Annotated in this window: 13 protein-coding genes; all 13 read left to right on the top strand. The window is 67.4% G+C overall.

Annotation, left to right across the window (positions count from 1 at the left end; genetic code table 11):
• Window positions 1–33 precede the first annotated feature (33 nt).
• The 13 genes from serC (at window position 34) to ACYVGY_RS11085 (ending at window position 13,504) form a co-directional block, all read left to right on the top strand.
• The gene (gene serC / locus ACYVGY_RS11145; protein ID WP_460457566.1) at window positions 34–1,119 is read left to right on the top strand and encodes a 3-phosphoserine/phosphohydroxythreonine transaminase; all 1,086 of its coding nucleotides are present in this window, start codon (window positions 34–36) and stop codon (window positions 1,117–1,119) included.
• A 3-nt stretch (window positions 1,120–1,122) separates the two neighbouring features.
• A complete protein-coding gene (hisC, locus tag ACYVGY_RS11140; RefSeq protein ID WP_460457565.1) occupies window positions 1,123–2,331 on the top strand; it encodes a histidinol-phosphate transaminase in 1,209 nt (402 codons plus the stop codon).
• Window positions 2,328–3,641 carry a 3-phosphoshikimate 1-carboxyvinyltransferase gene (gene aroA / locus ACYVGY_RS11135; RefSeq protein WP_460457564.1) on the top strand — a complete coding sequence of 438 codons (1,314 nt, stop codon included), beginning with the start codon at window positions 2,328–2,330 and terminating at the stop codon, window positions 3,639–3,641. The genes hisC and aroA overlap by 4 nt, the downstream gene beginning before the upstream one ends.
• A 36-nt stretch (window positions 3,642–3,677) precedes the next feature.
• Complete coding sequence (gene cmk, locus ACYVGY_RS11130; RefSeq protein WP_460457563.1) at window positions 3,678–4,370, top strand: (d)CMP kinase; 693 nt, start codon at window positions 3,678–3,680, stop codon at window positions 4,368–4,370.
• A 160-nt stretch (window positions 4,371–4,530) separates the two neighbouring features.
• The gene (gene rpsA, locus ACYVGY_RS11125) at window positions 4,531–6,213 is read left to right on the top strand and encodes a 30S ribosomal protein S1 (protein ID WP_460457562.1); all 1,683 of its coding nucleotides are present in this window, start codon (window positions 4,531–4,533) and stop codon (window positions 6,211–6,213) included.
• 79 nt (window positions 6,214–6,292) lie between these two features.
• On the top strand, window positions 6,293–6,592 hold the full coding sequence (locus tag ACYVGY_RS11120) for an integration host factor subunit beta (protein ID WP_034211102.1): 300 nt from the start codon (window positions 6,293–6,295) through the stop codon (window positions 6,590–6,592).
• Between the two features lie 56 nt (window positions 6,593–6,648).
• On the top strand, window positions 6,649–6,912 hold the full coding sequence (locus ACYVGY_RS11115) for a DUF1049 domain-containing protein (protein ID WP_460457561.1): 264 nt from the start codon (window positions 6,649–6,651) through the stop codon (window positions 6,910–6,912).
• Window positions 6,905–8,080, top strand: coding sequence for a lipopolysaccharide assembly protein LapB (lapB, locus tag ACYVGY_RS11110; RefSeq protein WP_460457560.1), 1,176 nt, complete (start codon window positions 6,905–6,907; stop codon window positions 8,078–8,080). The genes ACYVGY_RS11115 and lapB overlap by 8 nt, the downstream gene beginning before the upstream one ends.
• Window positions 8,077–9,072: an MraY family glycosyltransferase gene (locus tag ACYVGY_RS11105; RefSeq protein ID WP_460457559.1), complete on the top strand. Its 996-nt coding sequence runs from the start codon at window positions 8,077–8,079 to the stop codon at window positions 9,070–9,072. Before lapB ends, ACYVGY_RS11105 begins: the two co-directional genes overlap by 4 nt.
• 15 nt (window positions 9,073–9,087) lie before the next feature.
• Entirely contained in the window at window positions 9,088–10,980 is a 1,893-nt protein-coding gene (locus ACYVGY_RS11100; RefSeq protein WP_460457558.1) for an SDR family NAD(P)-dependent oxidoreductase, read from the top strand.
• Window positions 10,977–11,855, top strand: coding sequence for a UTP--glucose-1-phosphate uridylyltransferase GalU (galU, locus tag ACYVGY_RS11095; RefSeq protein ID WP_460457557.1), 879 nt, complete (start codon window positions 10,977–10,979; stop codon window positions 11,853–11,855). Before ACYVGY_RS11100 ends, galU begins: the two co-directional genes overlap by 4 nt.
• 15 nt (window positions 11,856–11,870) lie before the next feature.
• The gene (locus ACYVGY_RS11090) at window positions 11,871–13,160 is read left to right on the top strand and encodes an NAD(P)/FAD-dependent oxidoreductase (RefSeq protein ID WP_460457556.1); all 1,290 of its coding nucleotides are present in this window, start codon (window positions 11,871–11,873) and stop codon (window positions 13,158–13,160) included.
• Window positions 13,157–13,504 (top strand): tRNA-binding protein, encoded by a 348-nt coding sequence (locus ACYVGY_RS11085; protein ID WP_460457555.1) that lies wholly within the window; start codon window positions 13,157–13,159, stop codon window positions 13,502–13,504. Before ACYVGY_RS11090 ends, ACYVGY_RS11085 begins: the two co-directional genes overlap by 4 nt.
• Window positions 13,505–13,514: the final 10 nt, after the last annotated feature.

Below are 13,514 nucleotides of genomic sequence, written 5' to 3'. Positions count from 1 at the left end.
TAGCCTGCCAAGGTCATTTCCGAGGTGTTTCCGATGTCACGCGCCTTCAATTTCAGCGCCGGCCCTGCCGCGCTGCCCGAGCCCGTCCTGCGCCAAGTTCAGGCCGAATTGTTGGAGTGGCAGGGGGAGCGGGCTTCGGTGATGGAGGTCAGCCACCGCGGTGCCGCCTTCATCGAATGCGCCGCCGCCGCCGAGCGTGACCTGCGCGAACTGATGGTCATCCCGGACGATTACCACGTCCTTTTCCTGCAGGGTGGCGCCACCACGCTTTCGGCCCTGCTCGCGCTCAACCTGGCGGGCCCGGACCAGGTCGCCGACTTCGTGATTACCGGCCATTGGGGTGAGAAGTCGCTCGACAATAGCCGGCCCTCTTTGAAGACCCACGTCGCCGCTAGCGGCAAGGCGGGGGGCTATACCGACATCCCCGGCCGGGACGACTGGCAGCTCACGCCCGGCGCCGCCTTCGTTCACTACACGCCCAACGAAACCATCCACGGCGTCGAATTCCACGCCATCCCCGAAGTCGGCGACGTGCCGCTGGTGGCGGACATTTCCTCGAACATCCTCTCGCGTCCGATCGATGTAGGCCGGTTTGGCGTGCTCTACGGCGGCGCCCAGAAAAATCTCGGTCCCTCGGGGCTGGCCATCGCCATCATTCGCAAGGACCTGCTGGGCAAGCATGGGCGGACACTGCCGCCGATCTTCGAACTGTCGAACCAGGCCAGCAACGATTCGATGTTCAACACGCCGCCCACCTTCGCCTGGTACGTACTGGGCCTGGTGCTCAAGTGGATACGCGCCGAGGGCGGCGCCGCGGTGATCGGTGAGCGCAACGCGCGCAAGGCCGCCGCGCTGTATGCGGCCATCGACGGCTCGGGCGGGTACTACCGCAATCCGGTGGCACCCGCCGCGCGCTCGACCATGAACCTGCCTTTCTTCCTGCCCGATGCCGCGCTCGACAAGCCTTTCCTGGCCCAGGCCGAAGCCGCGGGCCTGCTCGGCCTGAAGGGGCATCGCGCCATCGGCGGCCTTCGCGCTTCGATCTACAACGCCATGCCCGAAGCCGGTGTGGCGGCCTTGGCCGACTTCATGGCCGACTTCGCGCGCAGGAACGGATGAGCCGTGGCTACCCGCAAGGCGCCTTCCAAGGCCGGCGTGACCGCGGCTGATCCGGGTGCTCGGCGCTTGTCCCGTGGCGCTGCTTTGATGTCGGATGCCGCCGATTTCGCCGCGCGCGCCCAGCCCGGTATCCAAGACTTACGCGCCTACGATCCGGGCCTGGACCTGGTGGCGCTGCGGCGGCGTTTTGCCCCCGATCACCTGGTCGAACTCGGCTCGAACGAGAACAGCCACGGCCCGAGCCCACGGGCACGCGGCGCCATCCTCGACGCGCTGCATTCGCTGCATCGTTATCCGGATCCGCTGGGGGGTGAGCTCAAGCGCGCCCTGGCAGCCCGGCACGGGGTGGATGTGGCAGGCATCGTGCTGGGCAATGGCTCGCACGAGCTATTGATGCTGATGGGCCAGGTGTTCGCGGGGCCAGGTCGTGGCGTGGTGGCCTCCCAGTACGGCTTCGCGGTGTATGCCCTGGCGGCACAGGCCGCCGGCGCCCGCCTGGTCGAGGTTCCGGCCCAGCCGGCCGATGCCGACATGCCTCGGGGCCACGATCTCGACGCGCTGAGCGCCGCGATCGCCCCCGACACGAGCCTGGTGTTCCTGGCCAACCCCAACAATCCCACCGGCACCTGGTTCTCCACGGAGGCGTTGGCCCGGCTGCTGGCTGGCGTGCCCGCCGGCGTGCTGGTGGTGGTGGACGAGGCCTATCTCGAATACGTCACCGACCCGGCGCTGGGTTCCGCGATCGCTTTGCTGCCGCGCTTCCCGAACCTGGTGGTGACCCGCACCTTCTCCAAGGGCTACGGCCTCGCCGGCCTGCGGGTCGGCTACCTGCTGGCGGCGCCCGGCCTGGCGGCGGTGCTGGAGCGAGTGCGCGAGTCCTTCAACGTCAATGGCCCCGGGCTGGCTGCCGCCGCTGCGGCGCTGGAAGACGAGGATCATCTGGCCTGGGTCTGCCGCCAGAACGCGGTCGAGCGCGAGTCGCTCGCCGACGCGCTGTCGGCGCGGGGGCTGAGCGTGGCGCCTTCCCAGACCAATTTCCTGCTGGTGGATTTCGGTCGCGAGGCCGGGCCGGTCGCCGCCGGCCTGGTGGCGCGCGGCGTAGTGCCGCGACCCATGGCAGGCTACGGCCTGCCCACCTGCCTGCGGTTGACCGTGGGCCTTAGAGACGAGAATCGGCGCCTGTTGCAGGCCCTGGACGAGGTATTGGCATGACGGCGTCACGATTGGATTGGGTTAGCGGCGCCGGGCGCGCGCTGTCCGGCGAACTGGCCATCCCTGGCGATAAGTCGGTGTCGCACCGCGCCATCATGCTGTCGGCCATTGCCGAGGGCGTGTCCGAGATCCATGGCTTCCTGGAAGGCGAGGACACCCGCGCCACGGCCGCCATTTTCCGGCAGTTGGGTGTCCGCATCGACGCGCCCAGTCCGAGTCGCCGGACGGTTCACGGCGTCGGGATGTACGGCCTGCTGGCGCCGGCGGCGGACCTGGACTGTGGCAATGCCGGTACCGGAATGCGCCTGCTGGCCGGCTTGCTGGCCGGCCAGGACTTCGCCAGCACCCTGGTCGGCGACAGCTCGCTTTCGCGCCGGCCGATGGCCCGCGTCATCGATCCCCTGCGGCGCATGGGAGCCTGCATCGAGTCGGCGGATGACGGCCTTCCTCCGCTTAGAATTTACTTTAGCAATGATCTACATGGCATTGATTTTGAAATGCAAGTTGCCAGCGCGCAGGTGAAGTCATCGCTGTTGCTGGCGGGTCTGTACGCCCGCGGGGAAACCCGGATCCGCGAGCCGCATCCCACCCGTGACTACACCGAACGGATGCTGGCCGCGTTCGGCTGGCCGATCCAGTTCACGCCCGGCGAAGCGGTGCTGAGCGGAGGCCACCGCCTGCAGGCGGCCGAAGTGCGGGTGCCGGCCGACTTTTCTTCCGCCGCCTTCTTCCTGGTGGCCGCCAGCCTGATTCCCGGCTCCGATCTGCTGCTGCGGCGGGTTGGAATGAATCCGCGCCGCACCGGCCTGCTGACGGCGCTGCGCCTGATGGGGGCCGACATCAGCGAGCTTGATCCGGGCGAGGAGGGCGGCGAACCGGTAGCCGACCTTCGTGTCCGCCATGCCCGCCTGCACGGCATCGACGTTCCCGAGGCCCTGGTGCCGGACATGATTGACGAGTTCCCAGCGCTGTTCGTGGCCGCCGCGCTGGCCGAGGGTCGTACGACGGTGCGCGGCGCGGCCGAGCTGCGGGTGAAGGAGTCCGACCGCATCGCCGTGACCTCGGCTGGGCTGCGTGTGCTGGGCGCCGATATCGCAGAGACGCCGGACGGCGCGGTGATCACCGGTGGACGCCTGCGGGGCGGCGAGGCCGATAGCCACGGCGACCACCGGGTGGCGATGAGTCTGGCCATCGCCGGCCAGCTCGCGTCCGGCGAGGTGCGCATTCTGGACTGCGCCAACGTGGCGACGTCTTTCCCGGGCTTCGAGGCGCTGGCCGGCTCGGCCGGCTTCGGCCTGCAGCGGGTCTAGCCCGCCGGGCGAGCCAATCCACTAGAATCCTCGCCCATGGCTCGAATTCCCGTACTCACCATTGATGGTCCTTCCGGCTCCGGCAAGGGCACCATCAGCCGCGCCGTGGCCGAGCGGCTGGGCTGGCACTACCTCGATTCGGGCGCCCTTTACCGGGCCGTCGGCCTGGCGGCCGCCTGGGAGGTGGTGGACCTGAGCGACCCGGATGCGGTCGCCCTGTGCGCCCGTCGGACCGAAATACGGTTCGAGACCCAGGGCGCCGGCGAGCCCCATGTGATCGTCAACGGCAAGGACGCCACCCGCCAGCTCCGGACCGAGACCGCCGGCGCGGCGGCCTCTGCCATTGCCGCCCATCCCCCGGTCAGGGCCGCCCTGGTGGACCTGCAGAAGGGCTTTCGCAAGGCGCCTGGACTGGTTGCCGACGGCCGCGACATGGGGACGGTCATCTTCCCGGATGCGCCCTACAAGGTGTTCCTGACCGCCAGCGCCGAGGAAAGGGCGCAAAGGCGCTATAAGCAGTTGAAGGAAAAAGGGGTTTCGGTTAATCTTGCCGGCCTGCTGCACGAAATCGCCGCTCGCGACGAGCGCGATGCCGGACGGGCCGTGGCGCCCCTGAAACCCGCTGAAGACGCGGTGATCGTGGACTCCACCGGCACGCCCATCACCGAGGTGATCGAGCGCGTGCTGTCGGTGCTCCCGGAAAAATTCCGGGCGCCCCGCCAGTCGTAATCGACGTCCCGGCGCATCCCGCTCCGCCTCGGCTGCGGTTTCTGAAGGCAGGTAACTAACGTCGTGCCATGAGGCGCGGTTTTCCTTTCCACGCGCGAAAGCGCTAACAGGTGGGATGCGGCGGATGCCGCGGCCCGTATGTCCAACCGAGTATCCAACAATGACTGAATCTTTCGCTGAACTGTTCGAGCAGAGCCAGGGCGCCCTGAGCAAGCTCAAGCCCGGTGCCATCGTCTCCGGCATGGTGGTCGAGATCCGTTCCGACGTCGTCGTGATCAACGCCGGCCTCAAGTCGGAAGGCATCATCCCGATCGAGCAGTTCCGTAACGAAGCCGGCGAGCTCGAAGTCGCCGTGGGCGACACCGTCAAGGTGGCGCTGGAGTACCTCGAGAATGGTTTCGGCGAGACCGTGCTGTCGCGCGAGAAAGCCAAGCGCGCCATGGTCTGGGACGAGCTGGAAGCTTCCATGGAAGCCGGCGAGATCGTCACCGGCCGCATCAGCGGCAAGGTCAAGGGCGGCTTCACCGTCGATATCCGCGACGTCCGCGCGTTCCTGCCGGGTTCGCTGGTGGACGTGCGTCCGGTCCGTGACCCGGGTTACCTGGAAGGCAAGGAACTCGAGTTCAAGATCATCAAGCTCGATCGCAAGCGCAACAACGTCGTGGTCTCCCGCCGTGCGGTGGTCGAGTCCGAGTCGAGCGTTGAGCGCGAGCAGCTGATGGAGCGCCTGCAGGAAGGTGCCGTCATCAAGGGTGTCGTCAAGAACCTCACCGATTACGGCGCGTTCGTGGACCTGGGCGGCATCGACGGCCTGCTGCACATCACCGACATGGCTTGGAAGCGCGTGCGCCATCCGTCCGAAGTCGTGAACGTGGGCGAAGAGCTCGACGTGCGCGTGCTGAAGTTCGATCGCGAGCGCAACCGCGTCTCGCTGGGCCTCAAGCAGCTCGGCGACGATCCGTGGGACAACATCGCCCGCCGTTACCCGACCTCTTCGCGCCTGATCGGCAAGGTCTCGAACGTCACCGATTACGGCGCGTTCGTCGAGATCGAGCCGGGCGTCGAAGGCCTGGTGCACGTGTCCGAGATGGATTGGACCAACAAGAACGTCAACCCGTCGAAGGTCGTCCAGCTGGGCGACGAGCTCGAGGTGATGGTGCTGGACGTGGACGGCGAGCGTCGCCGCATCTCGCTGGGCATCAAGCAGTGCACCCCGAACCCGTGGGAAGCGTTCTCGGCCCTGTTCAAGAAGGGCGACAAGGTTTCCGGCCAGATCAAGTCCATCACCGACTTCGGCATCTTCATCGGCCTGGACGGCGGTATCGACGGTCTGGTGCACCTGTCCGACATCTCGTGGAACACCACGGGCGAAGACGTGGTCCGCAACTTCAAGAAGGGTGACAACCTGGAAGCCGTCGTGCTCGCCGTTGATCCTGAGCGCGAGCGCATCTCGCTCGGCGTGAAGCAGCTCGAGCAGGACCCGGTCGGCCAGTACATGGCCACCACGACCAAGGGCACCATCGTCACTGGCGTCGTCAAGGAAGTCGACACCAAGGGCGCGACCATCGAGCTCGACGGCGGCATCGAGGGCTACGTGCGCGCCAACGATATCGCCAAGGAGCGTGTCGACGACGCCTCGCAGTACCTCAAGGTCGGCGATGCGGTGGAAGCCAAGTTCATCGGTATGGATCGCAAGGGCCGCGTCATGCAGCTCTCGATCCGCGCCAAGGACGAGGCCGACCTGCAGGAGAACCTGGCCGAGGTCAACAAGTCGTTCGACGCTGCCAGCGGCACCACCAAGCTCGGTGCCCTGCTGCGTGAACAGCTGAACAAGGGCGAGTAAGCCCACCCGTGTCCGCGGCCCGGGGGTTCCCCGGGCCGCGTGACGCTCCAAAAACCCCGTTGCAAGAGTCCGCGCAGGCATGACCAAGTCTGAATTGATCGAGGTACTGTCGCGTCGCCAAGCCCATCTCAAGGCCGACGACGTCGATCTCGCCGTCAAGACCCTGCTCGAAATGATGAGCGGTGCCCTGACCCAGGGCGAGCGCATCGAGATTCGCGGCTTCGGCAGTTTTTCCCTTCATTTCCGTCCGCCGCGCCTGGGCCGTAACCCCAAGACCGGTGACTCCGTGGCCCTGCCCGGGAAGTACGTCCCGCATTTCAAGCCCGGCAAGGAGTTGCGCGATCGCGTCAACGCCGGCCCGGCTGCCTCCGAAGGCTGAGTTTCCGGCCCGCCTTGGGCTAAGCTTGTGGCATCCCGCCCACGGAACCGTCGCGGATGCGCCTAATCAAAGCCCTGTTTGCTCTTCTTTTTATCGCCTTTGGCGTGCTCTTCGGCGCGCTGAACCGCCAAACCGTGCGCATCGAGCTAGGTTTCATCGGCATCGATGGCACCGTGGGCACCGTGCTGTTGCTGGCGGTACTTGCGGGTGCGCTACTGGCGGGCGTGGTACTGACCGCCGGCGTGATCTGGCCGCTGCGCCTGCAGGTCAAGCGTGGTCAGCCCGCGCCCGAGACGCCCGCTGCGGAAGTCCATGACTGAATTTGCGTGGCTTTTGCTGTTGCTGCTGCCGATTGCGGCGGCCAGCGGCTGGCTGGCCGGCCGTCGCGGCGGCGAGCGTCGGGGCGGGGCCCGGGTATCGCGTCTGTCGAACACCTATTTCCGCGGCCTGAACTACCTGCTCAACGAACAGCAGGACAAGGCCATCGAAGTCTTCCTGCAGATCGCCGCCGTGGACAAAGACACGGTGGAGACCCAGTTCGCGCTGGGCCATCTGTTCCGGCGCCGGGGCGAGGTCGACCGCGCCATTCGCCTGCACCAGAGCCTGGTGGCACGCGAGGGCCTCAACGACGAACAAAAGACCCGCGCCGTTCTGGCGCTGGGCGAGGACTACATGCGTGCCGGTTTGCTGGACCGCGCTGAAACCCTGTTCACCGACCTTGTGCACATGGGCGTGCTGGCGCCGCAGGCGCTAAAACACCTGATTTCGATCTACCAGGCCGAGCGCGACTGGGGCAAGGCCATCGAGCACGCGCGGCAGTACGAGGCGGCCAGCGGTGAGCCGATGGGCAAGCTGGTGGCCCAGTTCCACTGCGAGCTGGCCGAGAAGTCCCGCCTGGCTGGCGATACTGACACCACCCGCCGACACATCGCGCAAGCCTACGAGGCCGATAGCCACTCGGTGCGGGCTGGCCTGGCCGAGGGCCAGATTGAGTTGGCCGCCGGCAACGATGCCGGCGCCATCCGCGCCTTCGAGCGCGTGGCCCGCCACGACATCGAATTCCTGCCCGACCTGCTTGAGCCCTTGCTGCGCTGCTACGAGCGCAGCGGCGACAGCGCTCGCGCCCGCGGCTTCTTGCTCGAGATGATCGAGCATTACCCGGGCGTGTCGCCGGTATTGGCGCTGACGCGGCTGCTCGAGCGCGACGAGGGGCAGGCGGCGGCGCTGGAGTTCCTGTCGCGCCAGCTGCGACTGCGGCCGTCGGTGCGGGGCGAGGCCGAGTACATCGACCTGAGCCTGCGCGATGCGGGGACCGATGCGGCCGGCACGCTGCGCACGCTCAAGCAGATCACTGACCAACTGGTGGTGCGCACGCCCGGCTATCGCTGCCAGCGCTGCGGCTTCAGCGCGCGCGCGCACCATTGGCAGTGCCCGGGCTGCAAGTCCTGGGGCAGCATCAAGCCGGTGCATGGCGTGGTGAGCGAGTGACGGCCGACCCGTCACTGGGCGCGCCGGCGTTCGTGGTGTTGTCGGCCCTGGCCTCCGCCGCCATCGCCGGCATCTGGTGGCGCTATGCGCGCCACCGCGTGCTCGACCACCCCGGACCCCGGCGCCTGCATCAGGTACCGACGCCGCGGGGCGGTGGCCTGGGGATCGCCCTGGTCCTGCTGGGCAGTTCGCACTGGCTGGGGCAGAGCAGCGCTGCTTTCGCCCTGGGGCTGTTGTTGACGGCTGGCGCGGGTCTGGCGGACGACATCCGGCCGATGCGGGCGCTGACCAAGCTGGCGCTGCAGGCGCTGGGCGCACTGCCGCTGGCGCTGGCCTTGCCGCTGCTGCCAGAACTCTGGGGGCCGGTGGCCGCTGTGGCGGCGGCCTGGCTGCTCGTGGTGGCGTTGGTGAATCTGTGGAATTTCATGGACGGCAGCAATGGGCTGGCGACGACCCAGGCCCTGCTGTTCGGCGCCGCCATCGTGCTGCTTGCGGCACCGGACGCGCCCGCACGCTGGCTGGGTCTGGCCTTGGCCGCCGGTGCGCTCGGCTTCCTGCCCTGGAACCTGCCGCGCGCGCGCCTGTTCCTGGGCGATGTCGGTAGTCACGCGCTGGGCTACGGTGTTGCCGGCTTGAGCCTGTTGGTCTTGTCGGGCGAGCAGGGCATCGCGCCCTGGCAGCCGCTGCTGCTCGCTTCGGCCTTCCTGATCGACGGCGGCCTGACCCTGTTGGGGCGATTGGTGCGCCGCGAGAAAGTCTGGCAGGCGCATCGCAGCCATCTCTACCAGCGCGCCATCGCGCACGGTGCCAGTCACGGGCGCGTCTGCCTGGTCTATGCCGTTTGGACCTTGGGGGCGGTTGGACTCGCTTTTTGGCTGGACTCGGCGCCAAAACCCGTTGCATGGGGAGTCAGCTTGGCATGGCTCATCTCTGGAATGATGTGCCACGCCTTGGGCGGCCGTCGCTGGCCGCGCCCTCAGCCCGCACCCTGAAAGGAATCATTGGGAATGAAGTCTTACGCCGGCGCCTCGATGCTGCTGCCGCGCCTGCTTATCGTCCTGCACGACCTCGCCGCGGTGGCCATCGTCTGGCTCAGCCTGCGCTGGCTGGCGGGACTGGCGGGCGCACCACCGGCGACGGCGATGCTTTGGGAGTTGGTGATCGTGGTGCTCACGCAGGCGCTGGTGCTGCGCGCCGTAGGCCTCTACCAGGGACTGTGGCGTTTCGCGAGTTTGCCTGACCTGGCCAACCTGGTTCGCGGCGCGCTGCTTGGCGTGGTCTTGATCGTGCTGCTGCTGTTCCTGGCCGGGCTGCTGCCGGACGTGCCGCGACGCGTGCTGTTCCCTTATCCGATCGCCCTGGTGGTGATGCTGGGCGTGCCCCGGGTGCTATACCGACTTTGGAAGGACCATCGGGATACCGGCAGCAACGCCAACGCCCAGCGTGTGCTGGTGCTCGGCGCCGGACGCACGGCCGAGACGCTGCTGCGCGACCTGCGCAGTGACGGACGCTACCAGCCGGTCGGCCTGCTCGACGACGAACGCGCGCTCAAGGGCGCCAAGCTCCAGGGCGTGCCGGTGCTGGGCAGCATCGACGAACTTCCCTACATCGCCCAGGAAACCGCCCCCAAGCTGATTGTCATCGCCATGCCCTCGGCCAGTGCCGCCGAGATGCAGCGGGTGGTGTCGCTGTGCGACGAGACCGGCCTGCCGTTCCGCACCGTGCCCCGGTTGGGCGATATGCTTTCGGGCAAGACCGGCACTCGGCTCGAGCTCAGCGAAGTGCGGATCGAGGACCTTCTGGGCCGCAAGCCGGTCGAGTTCGGCGCCATGTACGAGGCATTGGTCGGTAAGCGTGTGCTCGTCACCGGCGCCGGTGGTTCGATTGGCTCGGAACTGGCGCGCCAGTGCGTCGCAGCCGGAGCCAAGCGGGTGGTGCTGTTCGAGCGCGCCGAGCTGCCGCTGGTCGAGATTTCCGAAGAACTGATGCGCGACTACCCGGACGCCGACATCGAACCGATGCTGGCCGACTGCGGCGACCCGACGGCCTGCAGCATCGCCTTCGCCCAGGGTATGGATTACGTCTTCCACGCCGCCGCCTGCAAGCAGGTGCCGATGCTGGAAGGGCAGGTGCGTGAGGCGCTGCGCAACAACGTCACGGCCACCGCGACGCTGGCGCGCATGTGCCGCGAACGCGGGGTCGGCAACTTCGTGCTGATTTCGACCGACAAGGCGATTGCACCGATCAACGTGCTTGGCGCCAGCAAGCGTTTTGCCGAACTCGCCTGCCAGAGCGAGCTGGCCGGCAGTCCTGTACAGCTTTCTATCGTGCGCTTCGGCAACGTGCTCGATTCGGCCGGCAGCGTGGTGCCGCTGTTCCGTCGCCAGATCGCCGCCGGAGGCCCGGTGACCGTCACCCATCCTGAGGTGACGCGCTACTTCATGACGATCCCCGAGGCCTGCGCACTGATCCTGCACTCGGTCGGACTGTGCGCCGAGCATTGCTCGGTGTTCGCGCTGGACATGGGCCGCCCGGTGGCAATACGCGAGCTGGCCGAGCAGATGATCCGATTGAGTGGCAAGCGTCCGGGCATCGACGTCGCCGTCAGCTACACCGGCCTGCGGCCGGGCGAGAAGCTGCACGAAATCCTGTTCCATCCGCAGGAACGCTATTGCCGCACCCGCCATCCACGCATCCTGCAGGCGCAACCGCGCGAGGTTGACGTGGCGGCGCTGCAGGGCATCCTCGAGCGCCTCGACCAACTGTTGCGGCAGCCCGACGGCGCCGATGCGCTGGTCTCGCTGCTGCATGAAGCGGTGCCCGAGTACAATCCGCATCCCGATGCCATGGAGGCCTTCGAGGCCGCCCGGCAGCAAAAAAGAGGTGGATCCGACGCATGAGTTTTCGCATCAAGAAGGCAGTTTTTCCGGTCGCGGGCCTCGGCACGCGCTTCCTTCCGGCTACCAAGACGGTGCCCAAGGAAATGCTGCCGGTGGTCGACAAACCCTTGATCCAGTACGCCGTTGACGAGGCCATTGAAGCGGGCTGCGACACCCTGGTGTTCGTCACCAACCGCTACAAGCATTCGGTGGCCGACTATTTCGACAAAGCCTACGAACTCGAGCAGAAGCTCGAGAAAGCCGGCAAGTCGGAGCTGCTGGCCCTGATCCGGGACGTGCTGCCGCGCCACGTGCGCGCTGTCTTCGTGACCCAGGCGGAAGCGCTGGGCCTGGGCCATGCCGTGCTGTGCGCGCGTCCGGTGATCGGCGACGAGCCGTTCGCCGTGCTGTTGCCCGACGACCTGATCTGGAACACCGGCCACGGCGCGCTGCGGCAAATGGCCGACCTGGCCGAGCGTGAGTCGGCCAGCGTGATCGCCGTGCAGGACGTGCCGCGCGAACAGACCGGCAGCTATGGCATCGTCGCGACCCGCGATTTCTCCGGCCGCCACGGCGAGATCAGTGCCATCGTCGAGAAGCCCCGCCCGGAAGTCGCACCGAGCAACCTCGCAGTGGTCGGTCGATATGTTCTCAGCGGCAGCATCTTTGATGTGCTGGCCAAGACCCGTCCGGGCGCCGGCGGCGAAATCCAGCTCACCGATGGCATCGCTACCCTGATGGAAAAGGAGCGTGTGTTGGCCTATCGCTTCGAAGGTCGTCGCTTTGACTGCGGCAGTCGCATCGGTCTGGTCGAGGCCACGATGCAGTTCGCGCTCGACCACGAAGACCTGGCCGAGCCCACCCGCGAGTTCATGCGCGCGGCGTTGGACCGCTGATCCGGGACCCCGTCGATGGGGATCGCCAGCTACTACCGGGCCACCTCGGCGACGGTGCCCACGCATCCGCCGCTGTCGGGTACACGCGAGGCTGAGGTTTGCATCGTCGGCGCCGGCTTCGCCGGACTCAATACTGCCCTGGGCCTGGCCGAACGCGGCCAGCGCAGCGTGGTTCTGCTCGAGGCCGACACCGTCGCCCACGGCGCCTCGGGCCGAAACGGTGGTTTCGTCTTCGGTGGGTTTTCCCGCGGCGAAGACGCGCTGCTGGCGGAGTTGGGCCCCCAGGCTGCCCGTCGGCTTTACCAGGGCACCCAGGGCGCGGTGGAACTGATCCGCGCCCGCATCGCCCGCCACGACATCGCCTGCCAGGCCACCGATGCCGGTGTGCTTTGGGCCAACTGGTTCCGCGACCCGGCGCCGCTTCGCGCGCGGCAGGCGCTGCTGGCCGAACACTTCGACACACGCTGGGATTGGGTCTCGCGCGAGCAGCTCGCCGAGCACGTGACCACCCGGCGCTACAGCGAGGCGCTGCTCGAGCGCAATGCGCTGCACTTCAATCCACTGGACTATGCCAACGGCCTGGCCCGGGTCGCGGGTGAGCTCGGGGTGCGGCTGCACGAGGCTTCGCCCGCGATCGCGCTGGAGCGGGCGGGGCAGGGCTGGCGGGTGCGCACGCCGCAGGGCGAGGTGCTGGCCCGGCAGGTGGTGCTGTGCTGTGGTGGCTACTTGGCCGGCCTGCGTCGCGAGGTCGATGCCGGTGTGCTGCCGATTGCGACCTATGTGATGGTCACCGAGCCACTGGGTCCGCGCCTGGACGAGGTGATACGCACCCGCGCCGCGATCTACGACACCCGTTTTGCCTTCGACTATTACCGGCCACTGCCGGATAGTCGCATCCTCTGGGGTGGCCGTATCTCAGTCCGCGATCGCTCGCCGGCGGCGGTCAAGCGCCTGCTGCGCCGGGACATGCTGAAGGTGTATCCACAGCTCGAGGACGTCGGCATCGACTACGCCTGGTCTGGCCTGATGAGCTACGCCCGGCACCAGATGCCGCAGATTGGGCGTGTTGACGAAGGCCTGTGGCTGGCCCAGGCTTTCGGCGGACACGGGGTGGCGCCCACCACGTTCGCCGGTGAGGTGCTGGCGGCGGCGATCGCCGAAGATGACCCGCGCTGGCGCGAATTCAGCAGCTATGGACTGGTGTCGGCCTTGAAGCCTGCGGGTTTTCTGGGCGCGCAGCTGAGCTACTGGTGGTACCAGGCCCGCGACGCCTGGAAAGATCGACGAGAGGGCCGGAAGCCATGAGCAGTGACGTCACAACCACGATCAGCTGGGCCGACTTCGAGAAGGTGCACCTTTGCGCCGGAACCGTGCTGCGGGTGGAGGACTTCCCCGAGGCGCGCAAGCCCGCCTGGAAGCTGTGGGTGGATTTTGGCCCGCACGGCGTCCGCAAGACCAGCGCCCAGGTCGCCGCGCTCTACGGGGCCGACGATCTGGTCGGTCGGCAAATTGTCGGTGTGATCAATTTCCCGCCCAAGCAGGTGGGTCCGCTGATGTCGGAGTTCCTGCTCACCGGCTTCCACACCGAAAACGGCGTCGTGCTCACCGCGATCGAGCGCCCGGTGCCCAACGGTACCCGCTTGGCCTGATAGAGAACGG

It is taken from the genome of Arenimonas alkanexedens (genome assembly GCF_054781355.1).
Note: the sequence above shows the minus strand (reverse complement) of the source record. Positions and strands in the feature narration are given on the sequence as shown.